The organism is Dyadobacter sp. CY351, assembly GCF_021502625.1.
Classification (GTDB): Bacteria; Bacteroidota; Bacteroidia; order Cytophagales; family Spirosomataceae; genus Dyadobacter; species Dyadobacter chenhuakuii.
This window is the reverse complement of the sequence record NZ_JAKFFU010000004.1, coordinates 197,948-224,598: the sequence shown is the minus strand read 5'-3', so window position 1 is coordinate 224,598 and position 26,651 is coordinate 197,948. Positions and strand designations below refer to the sequence as shown.

The following is a 26,651-nucleotide window of genomic DNA, read 5'->3' as shown; positions in this document are numbered from 1 at the left end:
AATGCGGCATTTGTAATAAGTATAATGCAATTTATACTATCAATTTTTCTAAAAAATCGTCAATTAACAAAATTTTAATCCTTTTCACAGAAGTTATGCAGAACCGCAAAATCTAAGCCGCATTTCTTTCTTCAAAAAGCTTTATTTTGGTAACTTTAATTTTAAATCGAATCCTTACAATCCGTTTTTATCGAAGTGCTTCCGAATCCATTTGTGCAGAATATCGAGTTTCCGACGGATCTTCCACCTAAATATTACCACGATTATTTCAACTATGTGCTGGAATTTGTCCGGAAGCGCTACGCCCATGTTTTGAACGAAACGGAGACGCGGTTTCTGGATGATTACGATTCGCTTTCGGAAGATGCGCAATGTCTTTTTATTCGTTTCAGCAATCGCAGCAAGTCTTTTTTTCGGGTCAACAGCCTCTCTTATGCTGAGATTAGTGACCTTCCGGCTGTGCTGAATGAGCTTTTGGAAAAAGATTTTATCGAGTCGATTTGCGACGCGCATGAGGGTCGGTTTGCGGAGATCATGGAGCTTTTCACTAAGCCGGAACATTTGCTGTTCACCAAGATCCTTTCCCCCGACATTATGCCCGCTAAAACCATCAAAAAGCCCGATCTGGTGCGCTGGCTGATGCATGAATATGATTTCAAAACGCTTTGCGAGATCATTACGGAGCATGAGCCGGTGGTGAAAGTTTCCTATGAAGCCGAAGTGATGGTGATGAAATTCCTATTTTTCGGGAACCGGAATGCGGATATGACCGAGTTTGTGATCCGCGATCTGGGTCATGTGCGCTTCAATTCCTTTGATGAACAGCATTTGGCCATTCAGTTTGAGACCCGGAAAGATGTAGACGACACATTAATGGTCTCATTGATGAAAGAGACTTTCGACGTGTTGAAAGCCGATCTGCCGCCGGAAGAAATTTTTGACTGGTTTATGAACTGGCATGTCGGCAACGGAACGGGATTAAGTCCGAAAGCGATTCCATCCTTCAATATGTTCATTCTCAGGGTCAGCGCCTGGCTGGAACGGAAGAAAATGTTGTCGCAGGCATTGAGCATTTATCAGTTGACCAATGATGCTCCTGCTCGGGAACGGCGAGTCCGGCTGCTTTACAACCTGGGCGAAATCGACGAAGCACTGGCCTTATGCGAAGAAATCGCCGAAAATCCGCAAAACGCAGACGAGCGCTATTTCAGTCTGGATTTTCACGAAAGAATCAAGAACAAAAAAACCCGGATCGTCAAGCGCACAACCCAGGCGCTGAAATCGGCCGAGGCCATCGAAGTGCCGATTATGTATCGTTACCAGGTGGAACTGGGCGCTATACATTATTACAGAGAGCGCGGTTACCAGGCATTTTTCAGTGAAAATGAGCCCTGGCGGACTTTATTCGGACTGCTGTTTTGGGATGCCATTTACGACACCAATGTGCAGACCATTCACAACCCCCTGCAACGCGTCCCAACCGATTTTTTCCTGCCCGATTTTTATTACAAAAGAGCAGCGCAGCTGAAAGAGCGCCTCGAAGCGGCACATTCCAAGGAGATCATTGAGGAGCTCGTCACGCGTACTTACATGGAAAAATACGGCATTACCAACGTGCTGGTGCCTTGGTACGAGGGTGCTTTGGAAAAAGTGCTCGTATTGATTTCGTTGCTAAGCCCCGAGCAGATCCATCTGGTAATGATGGAAATTGCATTAAACCTGCGGGAAAACACGCGCGGCTTCCCCGACTTACTGGTTTGGAATGAAACCGAATATGCTTTTATTGAAATAAAATCACCTACGGATCACCTGTCATCCAGGCAGTTACACTGGCAGCATTTCTTCAAGGAACATAATGTGCAAAGCCGTATTGTGCGTGTAAAATGGCTGAAAGACGAAGTGTCAATCGATCTCGAAAGTGGCGACAACGGGCAAATGATCTGACGCATATTTCTCGTCAATCACCTTTGTATCAGATCCTTTCAACTTGCTTCCCTGCTTGGACATGATGAAATCAATCGTTTTGTTTGGGGTTTCTACCGGAATGGTGGGTTTGCAGTCAGAGCAGGTTCTGGTGAAATATTTGTCAAAATAAACGATGACCGGGCTTTCGGGAACTGCATTGAAATCGCCGGCCAGGATCATAGGCAATGTTGTTTTGCCTAACTTTTCCATGATCGTCTCTGCTTGTAAAAGACGGTTTGGCTCTTTTAAACCAAGATGCGTGCTTGCAAACATCATTTTTTGCTTGTTAGGCAATGTTACCGTAATCGAGGCGACCGTCCGGTTTTCTTCCGGCTTGTCGGCATGGATCGGCAATGCATATCTTACAGAATCTTCTATTTTGTATTTGCTCAAAACGGCTACACCATAATCGCCACCCTGATGGTCAATGGCTTTGGAAAAATAGAATTGCATGCCGGTTAACGCGGCAAGTTGCTGCGCCTGGTTTTTCCCTTTTCCGGAGCGCTCGGTGTTCACGTCCACTTCCTGCAAGGCCACAAAATCGGGTTTTTCAGCATTAATGACCTTTGCAATGGCTTCCACATCGATTTTATCACCGGCCGACGGCGGGTTACAATGGTGAATGTTGTAGGTCATCACTTTGAATTTGTATTTTTTGACCGGCGGATCGGTCGCAGGCTTGGCGAAAGCAGAGAATGCAAGCAGGATAAGCAAACTAAAAAGGCTATTTTTCATAAAGAATTTAAGGTTTAGGAAATTGCTGAACCAAAAGTAGTGGATAGATTTAAAACCGTTTGCTATCATTACACATCAATTCACAAAGCTTAATCAAATGATAAAGAAATTTCTGCTTACCGCCGCGCTCCTGGCCGGTTTCGGGACGTCTTTTGCGCAAACCAAACCGGAAGATGTGAAGACTTTCACATTGGCCAACGGCATGAAATTCCTGGTACTGGAAGACAAATCGATCCCCAACGCCAACATGTACTTGTTCTGGAAAGTGGGTTCGCGGAATGAGGTGCACGGCATTACGGGCCTCTCCCACTTCTTTGAGCACATGATGTTCAATGGCTCCAAAAACTTCGGCCCCAAGGAATTTGACCGTTTTATGGAAGCCAACGGCGGTTCCAATAATGCTTATACGACCGAAAATGTGACCGTCTATACCGACTGGTTCCAGAAAGACGCATTGGAACCGATCTTCAAACTTGAATCCGACCGCATTGCCAGCCTGTCCATCGACCCGAAAATGGTGGAAAGCGAACGCGGCGTGGTGCTTTCCGAGCGCAGCACGGGTTTGGAAAACAGCAATTACAGGCTCATCGGCGAGCTGGTGCAATCGGTTGCTTTTCAGGAACATCCTTATATGTTCCCCGTAATTGGTTTTGAGTCTGACATTAAAAGCTGGACGCAGGAGGATTTGGAGAATTATTTCAAAACTTACTATTCACCCAATAATGCGACGGTGGTTGTGGTCGGCGATGTAACTTTGGAACAGGTCAAAAAAATGGCCGATCAATACATGGCGCCCATCCCGGCAAGAGGTTTGCCGCCAAAGATCAGAACCGTAGAGCCACAGCAGAATGGCGAAAGAAGGGTAACGGCCTATAAAGACATTGCCGCGCCGAATATTCTCATGGCCTACCACATTCCTGAAACCAAACATGAGGACTTTTATGCGCTGGATTTATTGAGCAGTTTGCTTACTTCCGGCAATTCCTCACGTCTTACCAAATCGCTGGTCATGGACTCAACCCTTGCGATGAATGTTTCCAGCGTCACCGACCAAAGTTTCGACCCAAGTCTTTTTCTGATTTACGCCATTGCCAATAGCAATGTTTCTGCACCGGACCTCGAAAAAGCGATTAGTATTCAAATTGATATGATTATAAAAGACGGTGTAAAAGGCGAAGAACTTCAAAAAGTGAAAAATCAGAAGCTGATGGAATTTTATCGGACATTAGAAACCATTAATGGTAAAGCAAATAGTCTGGGCAGTTATGATGTGTTTTTTGGGGATTATAAAAAAATGTTCGAAGCGCCGGAATTGTATAAAAAAGTGACTGTGGACGACATTAAGCGCGTTGCTGCAAAATATTTTACCGAGCGCAACCGGACGGTGGGTTATCTGCTTCCTGAAAAATCAAAATAGCCAAAACCTTACACCGACATTCATTTATCAAATTGAAATATGAAAAAGATACTATTTGTGTTTCTGGCGATGCTCACGCTTTCGGCCTCGGCACAAAACAACTTTAAAGTGCCGCCATTTGAAAAATTCAAGCTCAAAAACGGCCTGACCATTTACCTGATGGAACAACACGAAGTCCCGCTCATCAATGTCTCAGCTGTTTTTGACGCCGGCGCTATCAATGACGGCCAGCGTTACGGACTTGCGGGCTTAACCGCTGACGCACTGCTTTTTGGCACTGAAAAATACACCAAACCGCAGATCGAAGAAATGATCGATTTCGTGGGCGCGAGCATTAATACGTATGCCAGCAAAGACATGGCAGGTCTGAATTCGTCATTTGCGACCAAGGATCAGGAAAAACTGTTTGACATCATTCAGCAGGTAATTATGCACCCGGTTTTTGACAAAACAGAATTTGAAAAGCACAAGCAGCGCCTCACGCAGGAACTGATCCGGGAGAAAGAAAGCCCGCGCTCGGTAATCAATGCTTACATGAATGAATTCATGTTCAAGGACTTCCCGTACGCCGCACCCACCGGTGGCACACCGGCAACCATCGAAAAACTATCCGCAACGGACGCAAAAGCATTTTACGAGAGCAACTACACGTCGGGCCTCGGCGCGATTGCGATCGTAGGCGATTTCAAAGCAGCGGATATGAAAAAGAAAATAACCACCCTCTTCGGAAGTTGGAAAACAGCGCCTTACCGCATGGTAAAACGCGTTGCCCCCGATCTGGAATTCGAAAAAAGTCGCGTGTTACTGGTCGACAAGCCGGATGCAAGGGAAACTACATTTGTTATTGGTGGAAAAGGAATCGATTATAATTCAGCCGATTACGTGCCGGTCCTGGTTGTAAACACGATTTTAGGCGGACGTTTTACTTCCTGGCTGAATGATGCATTACGCGTCAATTCGGGCCTTACTTATGGTGCAAGAAGCGGTTTTACGCGTTACAAATTCGCAGGAACGTTTGCAATTAGCACATTTACCAAAAACTCAACAACGGTTCCGGCGGTGGATATGGCGTTGCAGGTTTTGGATAGTTTGCACAAAACAGGCATTAATGATGAGATTCTAAAATCAGCTAAAGCTTACGTAAAAGGCAGCTTCCCGCCCGCCTACGAATCCGCGGGAGCGCTCGCAAGGCTGCTGACGGATATGCACTTCTACAACTTCGACGAAAGTTTCATCAACACATTCCAAACAAAAGTAGACGGGCTGACCACTGAAAAAACAAAAGAGATCATCGCCACTTACTTCCCGAAAGACAAGCTGCAATTTGTGATGGTAGGCAAAGCGGACGAGATCCGCGAATCAGTCAAAAAATATGGTGAATTAACCGAAAAGCAGATCAAGGCAGACGGATTTTAGTATAACCAGCGTTCTTTTAGCTTTTAAACGAACATTAACCATTCTATAAATGAACAAACTACTGAAAACCTGCCTCTTCGCAGCCGCAGCCTTTACAAGCCAGACCGATCTGTTGGCGCAGGGCAATGTCTACACGAACCCGATCGGCCTGCAAGCTTACACATTCCGGGGGAGCTGGGATAAGGGGATTGAGGCTACTTTGGATACGATCAAGTCTTTGGGCGTGACGGAAATGGAAGGCGGACCGATAAAAGGCATGACGAACGAAGAACTGCGCAAGCAGCTTGATAAGCGCGGCATTAAAATGGTTTCCATCGGCGCCGATTACAACAAACTGGCCGAAAGCAGCGCGCAGACCATTGCCGATGCAAAAGCACTGGGCGCAAAATACGTGATGGTCGCCTGGATTCCTCACAAAGGCAAATTCGATCTCGAAACAGCGAAAAAAGCAGTTGCTGATTTCAACAAAGCCGGGAAAGAACTGAAAGAAGCCGGCATAGAGCTTACTTACCACAACCATGGCTATGAATTCGAGCCTTACGAGGACGGAACATTGTTTGACTATCTTGTCAAAAACACAAATCCGGAATACGTAAACTTCGAAATGGATGTGCTATGGACTGCATTTCCGGGACAAGACCCAGCGAAATTGCTCATGAAATATCCAACCCGCTGGAAGCTGATGCACTTGAAAGACCTGAAAAAAGGCGTAGTAGGCAACCTCTCCGGCGGAACGCCAACAACCAACGACGTGGCATTAGGAACAGGCTCCATCGACATTCCAGCCACACTGAAAGCAGCGAAGAAAGTTGGGATCAAGCACTATTTCATCGAGGATGAGAGCCCTTCATATTTGAAGCAAATCCCTCAGACCATTGCTTACATTAAGGGGATTAAGGAGTAAGAAGTTGATAACCCTGTCACCCTGAGCGGAGCCGAAGGGCTGGTACTGAGGCGGTCGAAGGGCTGGTACTAACGAAGGCGCCTTCGTTAGTACCGGCCCTTCGTAGCTTTGGGCCTTCGTTAGCAGCGGCCCTTCGTAGCTTTAAACCTTCGTTAGTAGCGGCCCTTCGGCTCCGCTCAGGGTGACAAGGGGGGTTAACATCTTACCAACCCGGGTTTTGCTTTAATGTTGGCGTTTTTTGCAGCTCGTCTTGCATAATTGGGAACAGATAGTGCCTTGGTGCTACAAAGACGCGACTCTCTATGAAATAGCGTTGCATTCTGTATTTTTTGCCGTCGACTAGAATCTTTCCCGCCGGATCTTCTACCGGCTTCATGCCATTGATCATTCGCTGCGTCTTGGGATAAGGCCAGGCTTTTTGCGAGCGCTGATCGTTTGTGCTTCCGGCACTTTGCCAGGCTTGTTCTTTGGCGATCTCCTTGGGTGCGCTTGGTTCCAGATAAAGGCGTGTAGACCATATCCGGTTATTTTCATAGAACAATTCGACCCTTCTTTCCCGTTTGATATACTCGTCCATCAGCGCTTTGCTTGCTTTTGCTTCGGCGGGAATAGGCGCCATGAATGATCTTTTGCGGACGCTATTCAGCAGATCATAAATCTCTGCATTGGGCCCGGCGGTTTCGTTTACGGCCTCGGCATAAATGTAGATAAACTCGGGCAAGCGCCATACAGGCGGGCCGCTGATGGAGAAACTCTTATCCCGGTTCCAGGATTCCCGCAAGATTTTTCTCAGGAAATAACCTGTTGTCGTTGAGTTGGTTGCACCCACTTTGTCGGCGCCGGAAGCGGTGTTGATCACTTTTCCTTTGAATGTTGAGCCATGGTAAACAATGTCCCTGTAAAATCTTGGGTCACGTTTTACGCTTTCGTAGGGGTTACCATCGTCATAGCCGTCTTTTTTTGCGCGGGTAGCGTAAACCGGATAGCCAAATCCATCGGGGGCAATGTATTCGTACTCATCCACCTGCTCCTGAACGGGCATCTGGCGCGAGCTTCCGCCCCAGCTCGGCGGATAAATGTCACCCTGCCAGTTGTTATCTTTATCACGTGTCACAAAGAAAACAGCTTCGTTCTGGAATGCTTCCATATTGTGATACAAATCCCAAAGCCGGGCTGGGACCTTGGAATTGTTATTGTTCACGCCAGCATCATCCCGAAAATCCGTTGCGTCGTGGCCCTGATAGAGCGAATAACGCTGGCGACCCTCCACTTTGAAATCAATAACCGCTTTAGCCGCCGCTTTTGCTACGTTCCAGCGCTCGGGCTTATACGCATATTCAGCAGCAAATGCACGCGTATCATTCGGGAAGGTGCCGCCATTCCACATGGGGGTTGCTGCCATCCAGGCCACAATGGCCTTTAAACCCAGGCAAGCACCCTGATCTACTCTTCCAAAGTCGGCCCCGCCCCAGCTGGGAGGCACCAGCGCCATCGCAGAATCGCAATCCTGATAAATTTTTGCTGCAATGGAATGAAAAGATTCCTGTTTAAAGTCCTTTGGATCCGTGGTGCCTATGGTGCGGTTCACATAAACCACCTCTCCATACATGCGGGCGGCCAGATAGTGGAAGTAAGCACGCAGAAAATACGTTTCACCCAACCGCTTATTCAGATCTCCCGCTTGCAATGGGTTATCAGGCGTTTTGTATTTCCGGACGCCTTCCAGGATCACATTCGCCTTGCGGATCCGTCCGTATAAATCCCACCAATATTGCCCCCGGCTGCTCCCGGCAGGCATGACGCTGGCATTCCAGTCGCCATTGTTGAATTTGTTGGTAAGGCTTCCTTCTGCTGTGGAGCCTTCTGCTTCGTCGGTAACAGGCGCGGTGGAAAAGTGGGAGAAAAATACGAGCGGGCTGTTGGAGCCTTTTGCATTGTCGTAGAGATCGGTAATGAGCTGGTTTGTTTTGTTATACCGGGTAAAAACCTGCTCGGCATCCAGCTGGTCATCCGGCTTTCTGTCCAGAAAATCTTCCTTGCAAGCCGAAAGCAGTGCGCAGGCGAAGCAAAGGATGGTGATATATATTTTTCTAGTTATCATAAAATCTTTGGATAAAATCAGAATGTTAAATCAACGCCAAAATTCAAAACCTTCTGGATCGGATACCAGTCGCCAGTCCCTTCCCTTGTTTCCGGGTCCATATCCACTTTTTTCAGCCCGTCCCAGGTCATCAGGTTCAGGCCCTGCGCATAAAACCGAACTTGCTCGATACCGATTTTGTTAATGGCGGCTTTTGGCAAATTGTAGCCCAGCTCAATGGTTTTGAGCCGGATGTATTTGGAATTATATAAAAACAAGCTGCTGTTACCATTCTTGTTATTGCTATGGTCGCCGAAATGTAATGCGGGATAGGTCGCTGTTTCCGCCGTTTCCGGTGTCCAGCGATCCAGATGCATGGGTTTCACTTTTCCATATTTATCCTGGTTAAACAAAGGGAAATCGTAAACAGCCGCACCCGACAACTGCACAGAAGCACGCGCAGCGCCCTGGAACAGCATACTGAAATCAATACCTTTGTATTTGGCTCCCACCGGCAATCCAAACATAATTTCAGGATTTCGTGGATTGCCCATAGCCGTGCGGTCGCCGAGATCGTCGATTTTCCCGTCCCCGTTCAAATCCTTATACACGACATCGCCGGGACGCAATGTTCCCCACGACTGGTAACCACCACCAGAGTTCATTGCATTCAGCTCATTAGCCTCTTCCTGGTTTCTCACGAAATGGTCAAAGGCATAATTGAAATGTTCGCCGATGCGTTTCCCGGTGTTAGCCCTGCCGGACATTGCGTAAGGGATTTCATTCATAAACACAATGTTGTTGCGCGCGAAGGAGAGATTGGGACGAATAAAATACGTGGCATCCTTCCCGATGCTGCCAGACCAGCCTACTTCCAGGTCAAAACCGCGGTTATTGACAATCCCTGAGTTAATGTAAGGCGCATCCTTTCCCACTATGTCCGGGAAGCCAAGCTTATCGCCGCCGCCCATGTCTGTGATAATGTCGTAGCGATGCTCGTGAAACAGGTCCAGTGTAACCGTAAGGTGTTTCAGGAATGTTGCATCAATACCAATGTTGGCTTTTCTGGCTTTTTCCCAGGTCAGGTCCGGATTGGCCAGGTCGCCTTCGTAGAGGTAACCACCTGCACCAGAACCGAAATTGTCCGTTCCAAAATTGTAATCATGCTCTCGACCGCTAAAATATTGCAGATAAATAAACCGGCGGTCATTCGGAACACGATCGCTGCCAACCAAGCCATAGGAGCCTCTGATCTTAAAGGAATTCAGCCAGTTTTGCGTGCTGCTCATAAACTGTTCTTTGGAGAGCACCCAGCCTGCCGAAACAGAAGGGAAAAATCCGTAACGTTTCCCTTTTGCAAAGTTTTCGGAGCCATTATACGCCGCATTGAACTCGAAAAGATAGCGATCGTCATAGCCATAAGTGGCCCGGGCTGTAATGCCCTGGTAACTAAACGGCACCTGGTTGTTAATGATCCGTTTGGAGCGGTTTACGAGCACCATTCCCGTGACATCATGCATGCCGAAATTGCGCAGGTAATCCAGCTTAGCCTGGACATAAGAGCGGTTTTCGTTGTCCTTATTGTCGAACTGGTTGCGGATTGTCTGGTCAATGTCATACTTGTTTCCCGACTTGTATGCACCCGTGTAGATCCCTGGTTCCCTGTAAATATCACTTCCCTGCTCCGGAACAAATGTTGCATAGCCCGGATATTCGCGGTAACCTTCGGAATAGGTTGTCACATCGCGACGGATCCAGGCTCCGTCGGACGCATCATATGAAAAAACGCCGTCAATGGATAAGCCTTTTGTTATGAAATCCAGCTTATGCCCCAACGAAAACGAGCCGTTGAGATACGTGTTTTTATCATTCAAAAACCCGGTGCGACTCAGCTCACCGAGAATGTTAAACCTGTAAATCTGATCACCATACAGCATTCCAAGCGGATTATTAGCTTCAAAAACCCGGTTCGCAGTATTTCCATTTGGTTCTAATGTAATGGGCAGATAAGAAGGCTGCGTATTGGCCATTTCCACGATCCTTGCTGCCGATGTTCCCGGCGCATTGCGGTCTGTGATCCGGGCACCAATGTCCAGTCTGGCAAAAAAGTTATCTGTAATGTCTATATCAATATTAGAACGGAAATTATAGCGCTTGAAAACGGCCTGGGTGTTGTTCGGGCCCATATTCGTGTGCTTGTAGTTTCCATCCTGCTGAAAGTAATTGGCCAGAACAAAATATCTGGCCCTTACTGATCCACCGCTAATAGACAAACTATAATCATGCTGCACCCCTGGCTTGAATGCGTAGTCGAAATAATTCCAGTTATACCCTAATCCATCCGAGTTGTCACCCTTCGCTTTCCGGAAATTGGTAATGGCGGATTCTGAAAAGAGATTCAATGTCGATGGGTCCGCATCCGGGCTGTCGTTCCGGCGGGCTTCGTTGTATAACATGGCATAATCCGCCGATCCCAGGTAAGTCGGGAATTTTACAGGCTGGTTGACTCCGACCGAACCTTTAAAATTCACGGTCGCTTTATCCTGCACTTTTCCTCTTTTTGTTGTGATCAGAATCACACCATTGGCCCCCCTAACCCCGTAAGGAGCTGTTGCTGAGGCATCTTTGAGAATTGTAAATGTTTCAATTTCCGATGGGGCCAGATAATCCATGCTTCTCTCCAGACCGTCGATAATCACAATCGGGGCCTGATTTCCATAAGTAGCAGTGCCGCGGATAAAAATATCACTCCTGTCCACACCTGGCTCACCGCCGCCAAACTGGTTGGCAAAAAGTCCCGGAAGCCGTCCCGCCAGTGCATTGGTAATGCTCGCTGTCGGGCTTTGTTTCAAATCTTCTGTGGTAATGGTGGCAATGGAACCCGTAATGGTGGCTTTTCGCTGAGAGCCAAAACCTACGATCACAACTTCTTCGAGTCCGCCCAGGTCCTCGTCCAGCTGGATATTCACAGCCGTTTGCGTGCCGACAACCAGTTCCTTGCCCAAATAACCGATAAAGGAAATCACCAGCACATCCCCCTGCTCCGCTTCAATGCTGAACTTGCCCGTGGCATCCGTAGACGTGCCTTTATCAGTTCCTTTGACAATCACGGTTGCTCCCGGCAACGGCCCGCCCTTCATGTCCTGGATTGTTCCAGTAATTTCGCGGATCACATTTGCTACCGGCGCCTCGGGTGCAGGCAATGATTTAATGGCGGCAGATTTTGATTCTTCATCCTTTTTGAAAACGGCAATTTGTTTTCCAATGATTTTAAATGTCAGATCAGTGCCTTTCAGCGCTCGTGTCAGAATGGCGGGGACGGTTTCGTTTTTTTGGTTAAGATTGAGATTCCCTTCACCGTTTTCCGAAAAAAGGCCGTCCTTATAAAAAATCCGATAATCGGTTTTTTCCTGAATCAGCTTAAATAACCCGCCCAGATTGCCGTTCTTGATCGCTACATCCATCCTGCTTTTCTGCGAATAGCCTGTTGCATGAACGCCCATCATTCCGATCCATAGTAGTAGAATCGTCAGCTTCATAATTCTTAGGAATTTTTTTGGGAATAATACACCCGGAGGGCAATGCCCTGAATGGTCAAATTTTTTCATAAATTTGATACGACTTTTGTTGATACAATGGTTTAAAAATCACTTGCTTGCCGGCAAGTGTGACTATCGGAAGACGTTGCCGCGTCTTCCGTTTTTGTTGTTCTCATAATGCTTTACCTGAATATAAACCTCCTTTCTGTTTGCTGATATTTAAGTGATGTGGATACGGATATAACGTCCAGAACCATGGCCAGATCATCCTGCAAATCCAGTGTTCCCGAGAATGTAACGTGCTTTGCCTCTGCGCTGCCCAGCGAAATATCGGCCTTATAATAGCGCGAAAGCTTTTTGAGGATGTCCCTAAGCGGTGCTTTTCTGAAAATCAGATAGCCCTCTTTCCAGGAAATGTAAGGCTCAACATCCACGCCCGCCGTTTGCAGATCATCCGTTGCCGCATTGTAAACAGCCATCGTCCCGGGTGTGAGCTTTTTGTTTTTCGTGTTGAATAAAGATTTTTGATTGGCCGTCAGCTCAATGCTTCCTTTGACGAGCACGGCTGCTGTCTGCTGGTCATCGTCATAAGCACTCACGTCAAACTCGGTTCCGAGAACCTGCACTTTGATGTTCTTGGTATGCACATAAAATGGCTTTTCGGCTGCGTGCGAAACGGAAAAATAGGCCTGACCTTCGAGGTAAACCTCCCTTGTGTCGCTGTCAAACTGAGCTGGATAAACGAGGCGTGAACCGGAATTGAGCCAGATTTTGCTGCCGTCGATGAGCGTAATGGTCGACCTTTTACCGTAAGGGACCGTTAATGTGTTGAATTCTTCTTCGGATTCAGCCACTTGCTGTTCCACCACGGACGACGAGTCGATCTGGATTCGAGAACCGTTTTGCTCATAGATCAGGTCTGAATTCTGTTCGGAAAGATGAATAATCCGCTTGTCCGCGAGCTGCAAGCGCGTTTCTTCTGTGTCAGCTTGGATTTTGGAAGCCACTTCTTCCATCGCCGATCCTGTATTTTTTTGCATGAGCAGGAAACCTGCGCCTACTACCATTAATAAGGCCAGAGATGCTGCAACTGCCAGCCATATGCTGCGGACGGGCCGCTCGCTTTTTTGTGCGATTGTTTCCTGAACGCGCATCCGCAATGCTTCTTTTTCGGCAACAGACAATGCTTCCTCCCGCAGGGAATGCATCAAAATCTTTGTATTAGCAAGAATTTTTTGCTCCTCTTCCGTCAGTCCGGCCGATTCAGATTCGTGCAAATCCTGGTGCTTTCGTAATCTTCTTTTCATTTAAGAACTTGTTTGACATACAAGAGAAGACTTTCGACGTCATATAGACTCCGAAAAAGGATTATTTTAACAAAAAGAAGAAAATATTTTATACCCAGTACAAAAACAGGGCAATGGAGCTGAATTCCAGCTTGCCGCGAAGCTGTTTGAGCGCCCGGTAAATGAAGGTCCGGCAGGTAGGAACAGAAATTTGCATCATGGAAGCGATCTCCTCATAATCCAGGTCCTGATTGAAGCGTAAATACAGGATTTCCCGTTGCCGCTCGGGGAGTTGATTAATTTCCAACGCCAGATGATCCAGCATTTCACGCTGTTTTTCATCCACAATGATCTCATGTTCAGCACTGAATGCAAATGCATTAATGCCGAACGTTTCCTCTGCCTGCCAGCTGTTGAAGTTCAGCAAGCTCGATTTCCGGTGCGCGGCGTGCAGTTTTCTCCGAAATGATTTTAGTAAATAAAATTTCACATTAACCTCCTTCGCCAGACTTCCGCGATAGCTGTGCAGGTCTATGAAAAGATCGTGGATACAATCTTTAACAAGATCACTGTCAGCCGAATATCGCATTCCGAACTTATACAGAACGTCTGTATAGGCATCGTAAAGCTCGCTGAATGCCGAAGAACTCCCGGAAATAAATCGCTCCCAAAGGTCATTTCCCGGATCAATGTCTGTCATACCAGAATGTCAAAAATGCAAGTCTGAAAATATTGAACAAAGGTGTAATGTATATATAAAAAACATTCCCTGCTGTATACGTTTTCCAGTTCATGCTGTGAGATCACTTGGCAAGTCTGCGGATAGTTTTTACTTTGCACCAAAAAAGTATTTTATGGAACCAGCATTATTAAATCAAGTCCCATCGCTGGATTTGGCCGATTTTACCTCAGGAAATTCCGAACAGAAAAAGCAGTTTGTAGCAGACCTGGGTGAAGCGTTCAACAACATTGGATTTGTAGCAATAAAAAACCACGGACTCAGTGACTCCCTGCGGAATGAACTTTACGAAACCGTGAAGGCGTTCTTCTCGCTTCCTGATGAGGTCAAGAAAAAATATGAGTTTGCCGAGCTCTTCGGTCAGCGCGGATATATAGGAAAAGGAAAAGAGACTGCTAAGGGTTTCAAAGTGGCCGATTTGAAAGAATTTTACCACATTGGCCAGCCCGATCCCATTGGCAGCATGCCCTCCAATGTTTTTCCTGCCGAACTTCCTGAATTTGAAAAACATACATTAGAAGTTTACCGGACATTTGAGAATGCGGGGAAAATGCTGCTACGCGCCATCGCTATTTATCTCAATCTGCCTGAGGATTATTTTGAAGACAAGGTCAGAAATGGCGACAGCCTGCTGCGGGCCTTACATTATTTCCCAATCCCAAACCCCGAACTCGTGCCCGAAGGAGCCGTGCGTGCTGCGGCTCACGGCGACATTAACCTCATTACATTACTAATGGGCGCCAGCGCAGAAGGCCTGGAAGTGCTTCGCCGCGACGGAGAATGGATTCCCATCACCGCCCTTCCGGATCAGATCGTGGTCAATGTGGGTGATATGCTGGACAGGCTTACCAATCATAAATTGAAATCGACCATTCACCGGGTCGTGAATCCGCCACGTGAGAAAATGGGCACTTCGCGTTATTCCATCCCGTTTTTTATGCATCCTCGGGCCGATATGGATCTCACAAGTCTGGATAGTTGTGTTTCGCAGGAATTCCCTAAACTGTATACCAATATGACAGCGGGTGAATTTTTGGATGAACGATTGAGAGAACTGGGTTTAAAAAAATAACCTACAAAAACCCTTGGCCCACCCTCCTATCCGCCGCTTTCGCTACATCATTTACCTGACGGACATCCTCTTGCTGTCCGTGACGGCATTTGGAGGCCCGCAGGTGCATTTGATGATGATGATTGAGCGGCTGGTGCGGAAAAGAAGATACATTACTGAAGAGGAACTGCTTGAATTACAGGCATTATGCTCGGTTTTACCAGGTCCCAGCTCCACGCAGACTGTTACGGCCATCGGACTGAAAATCGGTGGACAACCGCTTGCTTATCTAACACTTATCGTCTGGTCGCTGCCAGCTATGATCCTGATGACGCTGGCGGCAATCGGCATACATTATCTGGAACGCAACTCGATTTCTCTGCAATTCACGAAGTTCGTAGGGCCGATGGCGGTAGCTTTTTTAATGTATGGCGCGTCGTCCATTGCCAAAAAAGTCATTCATAATACACAAGGCTGGTCGTTTCTGGTAATTGCCACGATTCTGGCCTACATGTATCCGTCCCCTTACATGACGCCCGTGCTCATTGTCAGCGGCGGCGTTGCGGCTTCCCTCAATTTCAAGAAACACGAGAAAATGGAGCGCGGCCCGATCCGCATTCTTTGGCGGCCCATTATTTTCTGGATCTCGGTCCTGATCGCGGCTGCGATTGTGGGTAAGGTCACGAATTCTCTTCCTGTGCGGCTTTTTGAAAACTTTTACCGGAACGGCAGCCTGGTTTTCGGCGGCGGGCAAGTGCTTGTCCCGATCCTGTATAACGAGTTTGTAGAATTCAAGCATTATCTCACCGATCAGGAATTTCTGGCCGGAATGGCGCTTACCCAGGTCGTGCCGGGACCTGTTTTTTCCATTGCCACATTTGTCGGAAGCATTTCGCTGCAATCAGCAGGCATTACCGGACAGATTGTTGGCGGTTTCGTTGCAACAGCCGGGATTTTCCTTCCAGGCACATTCTTCATCTTTTTCGCCTACCCATTCTGGGACCAGCTCAAACGTTACCGCGGCATCCGGGCCTCGCTCGAAGGCATCCACGCCGCCAGTTGCGGCCTCACCATCGCAGCCGCCATCTCCCTTTTCCAACCCATGATGAGCAGCACTCAACCAATGCTAACCGTCATCGCCACAATTTTAGTCCTGACTTTTTCAAAGGTGCCGTCATATGTAATTATCGTCGCAGGGCTGGTGTTGGGGTTGGTGTTTTAAGATGCGTTCGCCAAACATTTAGCTAGACAATAGTTTCCATTGGATTAGTCAATTGGTTTTCCAAACTTTGGAAGCTGATTCCTATTCTGTCCCAATTCATGAAAAAAATCGCCTTTCTGCTCGTTTCCCTTTTCTCACTAATCATTTGCAGTGCTAATTCCCAGGCACAAATTGCTGCTTCCCCCACATTTTTGAATCAAAATCAAACCAATGCTTCGCGGCAGTGGGTGGATTCGGTTTTTGCTACGCTTACGCCGGATGAGCGGATTGCGCAGCTGATTATGGTGGCGGCGGTTTCGGATGTAAAACGGGCTGTTATTGATCCTAAAACTAGTAATCCGGCTGTGGTGGAGAAGCTGATCCGGGAAAATAAGGTGGGTGGGATCGTATTCTTTCAAGGCGGGCCGGTTCCCCAGGCGCAGCTGACGAATTATTATCAGTCGATTTCAAAAGTGCCTTTGCTGATTGCAATGGATGCGGAATTCGGACTTGCTATGCGGATTGACAGCACGGTGCGCTATCCTTATCAAATGACATTGGGCGCAATCCAGGGTAGTAATGATCTGATTTATGAGATGGGCGCACAGCTCGCCAAACAAGCTCGGCGCCTGGGTATGCACATTAATTTTGCGCCCGTTGCCGATGTTAACAACAATCCCGATAACCCGGTGATCAGCTTCCGGTCTTTTGGAGAAAACAAATACAAAGTCGCAGATAAAGCCGTGGCTTATATGAAGGGAATGCAGGATAACGGCTTGCTGACCAGCGCCAAGCATTTCCCCGGACACGGTGACACGGGCGTAGATTCGCATTATGATCTTCCATTAATTTCGCATAACACAACCCGGCTTGATTCTCTCGAACTATATCCTTTCAAAGCGCTGATCGCGAATGGCATTAGCGGGATGATGATCGCACATTTGAGCATTCCGGCGCTTGATACGACCAAAAACCTTCCTTCAACCCTTTCAAAACCAATCGTTTCTGATCTTTTGAGAAAACAGCTTGGGTTCGATGGCCTGATCTATTCTGATGCTATGAATATGAAAGGCGTCACCAAGTATTTCCCGAATGGTCGCGCGGATGCTATGGGCCTTGAATCAGGAATGGACTTGCTGGAATTTACGGAGGATGTTTCGAAGTCAATCGCTGAGATCAAGAAAAGCATTGCGGAAGGAAAAATAACGCAGGCGGAAATTGATGCGCGCTGCAAAAAAGTGCTGCAAGCCAAGGCATGGGCCGGCCTGAACCATTATAAGCCGGTTGATCTCAACAATTTATACAAAGACCTGAACCCAAAAGCTGCCGAACTGACAAACCGCCTTTTGACCGAAAAAGCATTAACCGTCCTCAAAAACGACAAAGATTTATTGCCCCTGCGCGACCTGGACACGTTGAAAATCGCTTCCATATCCTTAGGCGCCGACACCATTACAACATTCCAGAAGACATTGGGCTTGTACACAACCGTCGAGCACTTTCAGGTTCCGGCCAAAGCAACTGAGGCGCAGATAACCGAATTGCGGGAAAAATTGAAAGCATTCAACTTGTTATTGGTAGGCGTGCATTTGGGTAGCATTTCGCCACGGACTAATTATGGGCTAACAGAGCAAATGAGTGCCGTTTTGCAGGAGCTGATTGCTTCTGACAAGGCAGTTGTGTCCATTTTCGGCAACCCTTATTCTTTAAACAAAATACAAAAGCTCGAGAATGCGCGTGCGTTGTTAATGGCCTATCAATTAACCCCTTACACACAGGATCTTTCTGCACAACTGATCTTTGGAGCCATCCCCGCCCAGGGAAAATTGCCTGTTACCGTAAATGCACAATTTCCTTATAATGCAGGCATTGAAACTCCTGCCATTGGCCGATTGAAATACACAATCCCGGAAGAACTCGGACTTGATTCTGAGATCATTACATTCAAAATAGACTCCATTGCAAATCTGGCGGTTACGCAGAAAGCAACGCCAGGCTGCGTGGTGCAGTTGGCAAAGGACGGGAAAGTGTTTTTCAGAAAAGCTTATGGAAAACATACTTACGAAGGCAATGCGAATGTGAAACTGACTGACCTTTATGACCTCGCTTCCGTGACGAAGATCACAGCTTCCACATTGGCCCTGATGAGCCTTTGGGACGCTAAAAAGTTTGATCTGGATGCGACAATGAAGGATTACCTGCCCGATTTTGAAGGCTCCAACAAAGCAGACCTGCAATGGCGCCGCGTATTGACGCATAGTGCTCGTTTAAAGGCATTTATCGTCCTTTGGAAAGAAGCTCAGAATGCGGATGGATCCTGGAAAAAGAAGACATTCAGCACAAAACAGTCAAAAAAATATCCGACTTCGGTAGTTGGCGACAGCCTCTTTATCTTCAAGAACTACGACAAAAAGATTTTCGAAGCCATTCGCAATTCTCCTCTGAATGAGAAGGAAGGCTATGTATACAGCGATCTTTCGTTTATTCTTTATCCTCAAATTGTAAAAAGACTTTCAGGCGAGAATTTTGAAGATTACCTCAAAAACCACTATTACCATAAGCTGGGTGCGAACACATTGACATTCAATCCAAAGCGTTTTTACAAGTTGCAGGACATTGTAGAGACGGAACGCGATACGTTTTTCAGAATGACGCAATTGCATGGCCAGGTTCATGACGAAGCGGCGGCCATGTTAGGCGGTTTGAGCGGACATGCGGGGTTGTTTGGGGATGCCAATGATGTGATGAAAGTTTGGCAAATGTATTTGCAGCAGGGTTATTACGGCGGTCAGCAGCTTTTGAGCAAGGATGCGCTGGTTGAGTTTACGCGTTACCAATATCCTGAAATGGGCAGTCGCCGCGGGATTGGGTTTGATAAGCCTTCGTTTAAATACACCGGCAATGCACCTAAATATGCGAGTCCGTCCAGCTTCGGGCATACGGGTTACACGGGCATTATGACCTGGGCGGATCCTGCGTGGAAGCTGAATTATGTGTTTCTTTCGAACCGCGTTTACCCAACAAGAGAGAATAATAAAATTTCGCAACTCAACATTCGCACGGCCATTATGGACGTGGTTTACGAGGAATTGCTGAAAAAAGTAAACCCCGTAACGACCGCCGGGCTCTGAGAACTTCCTACATTTGCAGGATCCAACATTGATTCATTATGGCCATGCAGTATCGGTTTGACAAAGAAAAAGCTTCGCGGCGACCCGGCGTCACGCCGCTGAAAGATGCCATTGACCAAATGCTGGAAAAGTATCGTTTACGGAACCGGTTTGATCAATCGTACGTCGTTGCACATTGGGAAAAGATCATGGGTTCTGCAATCGCAACCCGTACAAAAACCGTTTACATCAAAGAAAAAACGCTTTTCCTACAAATAGAATCTGCACCGTTACGCAACGAACTCTTCCGCGCCAAAGGAAAAATCATCGAACTCATCAACCGGGAGATGGGCTCGGAGTTGCTGGAAGAGGTTGTGTTTATATAGGGCAAGACATTGTGTCAGTTACATAGCATTCAATAAGTTAATGAACAAAATCAACCTCCCTCCTTTCCTCAAATCCGGTGATAAGATTGGCATTGTGGCGCCGGCTAGTGTTTTGAATTATGATGACCTTTTGCCGGGGATCGCTGTTTTTCGAGACGAATGGGGGCTTGAAGTGGTGGAAGGAGAGACTTTAAAAACGGCTTCGAACCAGTTTTCTGCCCCGGATGCCGTGCGTCTTGCCGATTTGCAGGCGATGCTGGATGATCCTTCTATTAAGGCTGTGATTGCTGCCCGTGGCGGTTATGGCTGCTCCCGGATCGTGGATCAGCTTAATTTTGATCAATTTCTTAAAAATCCGAAATGGGTTGTGGGATTCAGTGACCTGACTGTGATCCTTTCCCAGATATTTGACCTGGGTTATGCGAGCCTGCATGCGCCCATGGGCAAGTCTATTACGACGGACGGGGCGGAATTGGCGAAAGAGTCACTCCGGCAAATGCTGTTCGGCGAAATGCCTCATTATAAGATTGATACCCATCCTTTAAATCAAGAAGGAATCGCTAACGGGCAGGTTGTCGGTGGCAATCTGTGCATTTTGGCGCATTTGATCGGCTCGCAAACCGATGTAAATACGGATGGAAAAATCCTCTTTATTGAAGACATTAACGAATATCTCTACAACCTGGACCGCATGATGATCCAGATGAAACGGGCTGGTAAATTTGATAAATTAGCTGGCTTAATTGTCGGGCAATTCACTGATATGAAGGACAATACGAATCCGACATTCGGTAAAACATATTACGAAATCATTCACGAACACATTGCTGGGTTCGATTATCCGGTTTGTTTCAATTTCCCTGTGGGTCATGTCGGCGATAATCGTGCGATGGGCGTTGGTATGGAGGCTGTTCTCAATGTCACAAGTGAGGGAGTTTCCTTCCAATTCGAAAATTCCGCATTCTGATCATTCATGGATACATTTAATAATAAGGTTGTCTGGATAACGGGCGCATCGTCAGGAATCGGAGAGGCTATGGCGCTTGCATTTGCAAAAGAAGGCGCCAGGCTTGTGCTCACGGCAAGGCGCGAAGACGAGCTCCGGAGGGTGAAAGAAATAACAGGCCTACCAGAAACATCCGTTCTGGTGCTACCCATGGACGTAACCCAGTTCGACAAGGCGCAAGGCGCAGCTGAACAAGTAATTGCGCATTTCGGACGGATTGACGTAATGGTTCACAATGCAGGGGTTAGCCAGCGTTCCTATGTCAACGATACGGCGCTGGATGTTTATCAGAAACTGATGAATGTGAACTTTTTTAGTACGGTGGCCCTGACTAAGGCCGTTTTGCCTTATATGATCAGGCAAAAAAGCGGGCATTTCATTGTGATCAGTAGCGTTGCCGGGAAAATAGGTACGATTATGAGATCGGGTTATAATGCTGCCAAACATGCATTACATGGCTTTTACGATTCGCTCAGGGCTGAGGGTTATAGTGATAACATTAAAGTAACGACGGTTTGCCCGGGCTATATCCGCACCAATATTTCGCTGAATGCGATGGATGCTTCGGGTAGTAAATTCGGCAAAATGGATTCCAATCAGGCGAAAGGAATTCCCGCAGAAGAATGTGCACGCAGAATTCTCGATGCAGTTAAAAAGGATAAAAAGGAAATCTATATCGGCGGTTTCAAAGAAGTGGCCGCTATTTATTTAAAGCGTTTTTTACCAAATCTGCTTTTTGGTCAGGTCCGCAAGAACATTCCGGAATAAGGTGTTTACTTGCTTTTTCCTTTCTTAACATCACTTGATTTGGCCATTTGCAAATAATCTGTTGCCAAGCGGCTTAGCGAGCGAACTCCTAATACAAGACTGCTCTCATCCACATAAAAGTCGGGCGTATGGTGCGGCGCAGCTTGCTCTACGGCCTTTCCCTTCGGCATACCGCCCAGGAAGAAGAAGAATCCGGGGACTTTTTGCTGAAAATAGGAGAAATCTTCTGCGCCGGTTTTGGCTGGGATTAAGTTCACATTGCTTTTTCCGGCTACATTTTCCAAAGTCCCGATCATTTTCGCAGTCAATGCCTCGTTATTGAATGTGACCGGATACATGACATTAATGTTCACCTTGGCCGTTGCGCCTGCACTTTCTGCAATGTTGGTTGCAATCTCATTCATCCGCTTGTGCACATACGTATGCATACCTTCGTCGAACGTGCGGACCGTGCCGATCATTTTGACACTTTCCGGAATAATATTCTGTCGGATGCCACCATTGACCGCGCCAACAGTTACTACGGCGGGTGCCTGCGTTAGATTGAGGTTGCGGCTTACAATCGTCTGCAAACCCATGATGATCTGCGAAGAAGTAACGATCGGATCTATGCCGGACCATGGATAGGCACCGTGTGTTTGCTTTCCTGTTACATCAATGCTGAAAAAATCAACCGCCGCCATGGTTGCTCCCGGCTTGTAAGCGATTTTACCAACTTCTATCAGCGCATCAATGTGAAGCCCGAAGATCGCTTCAACGGCCGGATTGTCAAGAACACCCTCTTTAACCATCAACTTGGCACCACCCTCCTCGCCTTCCGGCGCGCCTTCTTCGGCTGGCTGAAATATAAATTTGATCGTCCCTGGAATGTCATTTTTCATCCCGGCTAGCACTTCGGCAACACCCATCAGGATCGCCACGTGTGTATCATGCCCGCATGCGTGCATGACGCCTGTTTTCTGGCCATTGTAATCGACCATAACCTTCGATTTGAATGGCACATCCACACGCTCGGTGACAGGCAGTCCGTCCATATCCGCCCGCAATGCTACCACAGGACCTGGTTTTCCACCTTTCAGAAGCCCCACAACACCCGTATGGGCTATGCCAGTCGTCACTTCTATGCCTAATTGTTTCAAGTGGTTTGCGACTTTCTCAGCGGTTTTAAACTCCCGGTTGCCCAGCTCCGGATTTTCGTGAAAATCCCGGCGCCATTCCACCAGCTTTTTTTCCAGCGATTGTGCCTTCTGGTCGATAGAGGCCGATAAATTGGACTGCGCATGGGCTTGCAGAACAGCGATGATAAGTGCGATGGAAAGTAGTGTTCTTAGCATAAATGAAAGGTTGAGATATTTTCAATTATTAGAATAATCCAAAATAAAAAGAATTTAGTTAACGGCTTGGAACGAATAAATTCTAAAAATAAATAATTTAGATTTATTCTTGTTAAGACAAACGTATAACCCTAGCGTCAAATTAGTTTGCTATTTATTAATCTTAAAACTGCTGACCGGTAATGATACGAAAAAGTTAATAAAAGCACCATATTGTTAACAAATATATAATAGTAACTGGTTTTTCACATAAATCAAACATTTAAAAAATGGCAAAAAATGTGCTATTCCAGGTATAATATTTGTCAAAAACACAGTGGACACCAAAGTTTATTTTGAAAAATTGCAATTAAAAGGTTGTAATGGTTAAACTAATAATTATTTTTGCAACATTATGTTAACATAACAATTCTAACTCTTTTAACACGTATGAGGAAGACTCTATTAACCCTACTGGGATGCTTGATGCTATTGACGGCACAGGTATTCGCCCAGGATCGCGCCGTGACTGGTAAAGTCAGCGCCGAAGATGGCTCCGCACTGCCAGGTGTGAACATTTCTTTGAAAGGTACTAATCGCGGTACTACCACCAATGCCCAAGGAGAATTCTCGATCAATGCTGAATCGAATTCGACGCTGGTATTTAGCTTTATCGGTTTTCAGACTCAGGAAGCCGCTGTGGGAAGTCAGACAACCATTAATGTTTCGCTTAAGAATGATGTAAGCCAGTTGCAAGAAGTGGTTGTAACGGCATTAGGCCAGGAAAGAAAAAGAAATGAACTGGTGTACGCAGCGCAGCAGGTTAACGCTGAGCAAATCACGCAGGCGCGTAACCCAAGCGTAATGAACGCACTGGCCGGTAAAGTGGCTGGTTTGGACATTAAAACAAACAATAACATGGGTGGATCGACCAGCGCGGTTATCCGTGGTTTTAAGTCCATTACCGGTAATAACCAGGCTCTTTGGGTTATCGACGGTGTGCCCGTTTCCAATGCCAACACAAACACTTCCGATCAGCAAACAGGACGTGCAGGAACTGACTACGGTAACGCCGCAGCGGATATCAACCCTGACAACATTGCTTCTGTAAACGTTTTGAAAGGTGCTGCTGCAACTGCATTGTACGGTTCACGCGCATCCAACGGGGTGATTTTGATCACAACCAAACAAGGACGTAAAAACAGCTTCGACGTAGTTGTGAACAGCGGTGTTACCTGGGGTAAGATCGACAAAACAACTTTTGTGAAGTATCAGAAAGAATATGGTGCGGGATATGACGGGGACCGTGCAAAAACGCGTTTTTACCGTGGTAACCTGGGTTCAGGAGAAGGAAACATCACATTGTTTGATGCGGATGCTTCTTTCGGTCCCAAGTTTGATCCTAGCGTGATGGTTTATCAGTGGGATGCACTTGACCCTAGCTCACCAAACTACCAGAAAATGACGCCATGGGTTGCTGCTGCAAACGGACCGGACGCATTTTATGAAACAGGTGTAAACTCCAACCAAAGCGTAAGCATCACTGGTGGAGGTGATAACACAACTTTCAAAGTTGGTTATACAAGAAATGATGAGAAAGGTGTGCTTCCAAACAGTAAGTTGGGCAAAAACCTTTTCAACTTCTCAGCAAGCTTCGACCTGACTAAAAAACTGACGGTTCAGGCAAACGCTAACTACTCGCAGATCAAAGGTCTTGGTCGCTACGGAACAGGTTATGATGGTAAAAACCCTAACCAGCAGTTCAGACAGTGGTTCCAAACAAACGTTGACCTTCTGGAGCAAAAAGACGCGTATTTCAGAAATGAGCAGAATGTAACGTGGAACTGGGCAAGCCCAACAAGACCATTTGATACAAACGGCCCTATCTACTCTGAAAACCCATACTACTCCCGCTACCAGAACTACTCGAACGATACACGTGACAACTTCTTCGGATACGCACAGGCTATTTACAAACTGGCGCCGTGGGTTGACATCACAGGTCGTTTCGCTTACAACGGAACACAGGATTTCCAGGAGGAAAGAATCGCATTCAACAGTTCAAGCCCTGCGGAATACAGCCGCTATAACAGAGGTTTCAACGAAACCAACCTGGATGTAATCGTTAATTTCCGCAAAGCAATTACGAAGGATATCAACTTCTCTGGTTTGGCGGGTGGAAGCATGCGCAGATCCAAGTTGAACGCGTTAAGAGCTAAAACGAATGGTGGTATGGTTGTGCCGGGACTTTACTCCCTGCTTAACTCTATCAACGCGATCGAAGCTCCTTCTGAAACTTATCAGCGCATTGGTGTGGATGGTATCTACGCACAGGCTTCTTTTGGCTACAAAGATCTTGTTAACCTTGACCTTACAGCAAGACAAGACAAATCTTCTACGCTTCCGAAAGACAACAACACTTACTTCTACCCAGCGGTAGGAGCCAACTTCAACTTCTCTAACCTGCCAGGTTTCAAATTCGACTGGTTGACAATGGGTAAGTTGAGCGCTAACTACGCGGAAGTTGGTAATGATGCTCCTTGGGGAAGTGTTTTGGATGTTTATGACAAACCAACCGGTATCGGATCCACTCCATACTTTACATTGCGTAACACGAAAAACAATCCTAACCTGAAATCAGAGCGTACAAAAAGCTATGAATTCGGATTGGAAACAGCATTCCTGAATGATCGCGTAGGTTTCAACTTTACCTACTACCGTTCACAAACACTTGATCAGGTTCTTCCTGTATCTGTTTCATCTGCGACAGGATTTGCTTTCAAGTATATCAACTCAGGAGAAGTACAGAACAAGGGTATCGAAATCTCTGCTTATGTAACGCCTGTTAAAACTCCTGACTTCTCATGGACGGTGAGCGCAAACTTTGCACGTAACAGAAACGAGGTTGTTAGCTTGTACGAAGGTGTAGAAAACGTACCTGTTGCCAGCTTGCAAGGTGGAGTTTCCCTTAATGCTGCTGTGGGACAGCCATTTGGTATCATCCGTGGTACAAACTTTGTTTACCACAAAGACAACGGCCAGAAAGTGGTTCGCTCAAACGGTACTTACCAGGCAACTGCAAGTTCTGCTGAAATCATTGGTAACCCTAATCCAGACTGGATCGGTGGTCTTAGCAACAACTTGAAATTCAAATCGTTGTCACTGAGCTTCCTGCTTGACATTCGTCACGGTGGAGATGTTTGGTCACTGGATCAGTGGTATGGAGAAGGAACAGGTCTTTATCCTAACACAGCTGGCTTGAACGAGCTTGGCAATCCTAAAAGAGATCCTGCTTACAACTACGACGCAAAAGGAAACAAGCTGGGCCTTACAGACAAGCCAGGTGGTGTATTGTTCCCAGGTGTAAAAGCTGATGGAACGCCTAACGATATCAGAGCTGAAAACTCAGATGGTAATGGCAATACAGCATATGGTTACCCAACCAACCCTCCGCGTGCCATGTACATCTACGATGCGAGCTACATTAAACTGAGAGAAGTTGCGTTGACTTACTCTATTCCACAAGAATTCGTTTCCAAACTACGCGCTTTCAAAGGAATCGACGTTTCTGTAATCGGACGTAACCTTTGGATTATCAGCAAAAATATGGACTATCAGGATCCGGAAGAAGGCTTGGGCTCAGGCTTGCTGAATGGTGCTGGTGGATACCAGAGTGGTGCATATCCAGCTGTAAGAAGTTATGGTTTCAATGTTAAATTCCGTTTCTAAAATATA

17 protein-coding genes are annotated in these 26,651 nt (G+C 46.7%); 11 read left to right on the top strand and 6 right to left on the bottom strand.

What is annotated here, in order from left to right; all coding sequences use genetic code 11:
- Positions 1–195 precede the first annotated feature (195 nt).
- Positions 196–1,944: a VRR-NUC domain-containing protein gene (locus L0660_RS26220; protein ID WP_235159373.1), complete on the top strand. Its 1,749-nt coding sequence runs from the start codon at positions 196–198 to the stop codon at positions 1,942–1,944.
- On the opposite strand, the gene L0660_RS10110 is transcribed toward L0660_RS26220, so the two are convergent.
- Positions 1,903–2,700, bottom strand: a complete 798-nt coding sequence (locus L0660_RS10110) for an endonuclease/exonuclease/phosphatase family protein (RefSeq protein WP_235159372.1) — start codon at positions 2,698–2,700, stop codon at positions 1,903–1,905. The genes L0660_RS26220 and L0660_RS10110 overlap by 42 nt on opposite strands.
- Before the next feature lie 97 nt (positions 2,701–2,797).
- Between L0660_RS10110 and L0660_RS10105 the strand changes: the two genes are divergently transcribed.
- Genes L0660_RS10105 through L0660_RS10095 form a run of 3 tightly spaced genes read left to right on the top strand, consistent with a single transcriptional unit; the run spans position 2,798 to position 6,437 of the window.
- Positions 2,798–4,117 carry a pitrilysin family protein gene (locus tag L0660_RS10105; protein WP_235159371.1) on the top strand — a complete coding sequence of 440 codons (1,320 nt, stop codon included), beginning with the start codon at positions 2,798–2,800 and terminating at the stop codon, positions 4,115–4,117.
- 39 nt (positions 4,118–4,156) lie between these two features.
- A complete protein-coding gene (locus L0660_RS10100; protein WP_235159370.1) occupies positions 4,157–5,533 on the top strand; it encodes a pitrilysin family protein in 1,377 nt (458 codons plus the stop codon).
- A gap of 49 nt (positions 5,534–5,582) precedes the next feature.
- The gene (locus L0660_RS10095; protein WP_235159369.1) at positions 5,583–6,437 is read left to right on the top strand and encodes a sugar phosphate isomerase/epimerase; all 855 of its coding nucleotides are present in this window, start codon (positions 5,583–5,585) and stop codon (positions 6,435–6,437) included.
- 202 nt (positions 6,438–6,639) lie between these two features.
- On the opposite strand, the gene L0660_RS10090 is transcribed toward L0660_RS10095, so the two are convergent.
- From L0660_RS10090 to L0660_RS10075, 4 genes are all read right to left on the bottom strand, one after another.
- Positions 6,640–8,538, bottom strand: a complete 1,899-nt coding sequence (locus L0660_RS10090; RefSeq protein WP_235159368.1) for a RagB/SusD family nutrient uptake outer membrane protein — start codon at positions 8,536–8,538, stop codon at positions 6,640–6,642.
- A gap of 17 nt (positions 8,539–8,555) precedes the next feature.
- Positions 8,556–12,056 (bottom strand): TonB-dependent receptor, encoded by a 3,501-nt coding sequence (locus L0660_RS10085; protein WP_235159367.1) that lies wholly within the window; start codon positions 12,054–12,056, stop codon positions 8,556–8,558.
- A 182-nt stretch (positions 12,057–12,238) separates the two neighbouring features.
- Positions 12,239–13,363: a FecR family protein gene (locus tag L0660_RS10080; protein ID WP_235159366.1), complete on the bottom strand. Its 1,125-nt coding sequence runs from the start codon at positions 13,361–13,363 to the stop codon at positions 12,239–12,241.
- An 88-nt stretch (positions 13,364–13,451) separates the two neighbouring features.
- On the bottom strand, positions 13,452–14,042 hold the full coding sequence (locus L0660_RS10075; protein WP_235159365.1) for an RNA polymerase sigma factor: 591 nt from the start codon (positions 14,040–14,042) through the stop codon (positions 13,452–13,454).
- Between the two features lie 154 nt (positions 14,043–14,196).
- On the opposite strand from L0660_RS10075, the gene L0660_RS10070 reads away from it, so the two are divergent.
- The 6 genes from L0660_RS10070 to L0660_RS10045 all read left to right on the top strand — a co-directional run bounded on the left by L0660_RS10070 (position 14,197) and on the right by L0660_RS10045 (position 21,603).
- Positions 14,197–15,153, top strand: a complete 957-nt coding sequence (locus L0660_RS10070; protein ID WP_235159364.1) for an isopenicillin N synthase family oxygenase — start codon at positions 14,197–14,199, stop codon at positions 15,151–15,153.
- A 13-nt stretch (positions 15,154–15,166) separates the two neighbouring features.
- The gene (chrA, locus tag L0660_RS10065; protein ID WP_233797129.1) at positions 15,167–16,354 is read left to right on the top strand and encodes a chromate efflux transporter; all 1,188 of its coding nucleotides are present in this window, start codon (positions 15,167–15,169) and stop codon (positions 16,352–16,354) included.
- Positions 16,355–16,452: 98 nt separating this feature from the next.
- Entirely contained in the window at positions 16,453–19,464 is a 3,012-nt protein-coding gene (locus L0660_RS10060) for a glycoside hydrolase family 3 N-terminal domain-containing protein (RefSeq protein ID WP_235159363.1), read from the top strand.
- 38 nt (positions 19,465–19,502) lie between these two features.
- Complete coding sequence (locus L0660_RS10055) at positions 19,503–19,829, top strand: DUF721 domain-containing protein (protein ID WP_026628268.1); 327 nt, start codon at positions 19,503–19,505, stop codon at positions 19,827–19,829.
- A 40-nt stretch (positions 19,830–19,869) separates the two neighbouring features.
- Positions 19,870–20,796, top strand: coding sequence for an LD-carboxypeptidase (locus L0660_RS10050; protein ID WP_235159362.1), 927 nt, complete (start codon positions 19,870–19,872; stop codon positions 20,794–20,796).
- A gap of 6 nt (positions 20,797–20,802) precedes the next feature.
- Positions 20,803–21,603: an SDR family oxidoreductase gene (locus tag L0660_RS10045; protein WP_235159361.1), complete on the top strand. Its 801-nt coding sequence runs from the start codon at positions 20,803–20,805 to the stop codon at positions 21,601–21,603.
- A 5-nt stretch (positions 21,604–21,608) separates the two neighbouring features.
- Here the strand turns inward: L0660_RS10045 and L0660_RS10040 are convergent, their stop codons facing one another.
- Positions 21,609–22,937 (bottom strand): amidohydrolase, encoded by a 1,329-nt coding sequence (locus L0660_RS10040; RefSeq protein WP_235159360.1) that lies wholly within the window; start codon positions 22,935–22,937, stop codon positions 21,609–21,611.
- 465 nt (positions 22,938–23,402) lie between these two features.
- On the opposite strand from L0660_RS10040, the gene L0660_RS10035 reads away from it, so the two are divergent.
- Positions 23,403–26,645: a SusC/RagA family TonB-linked outer membrane protein gene (locus L0660_RS10035; RefSeq protein ID WP_235159359.1), complete on the top strand. Its 3,243-nt coding sequence runs from the start codon at positions 23,403–23,405 to the stop codon at positions 26,643–26,645.
- Positions 26,646–26,651 lie beyond the last annotated feature (6 nt).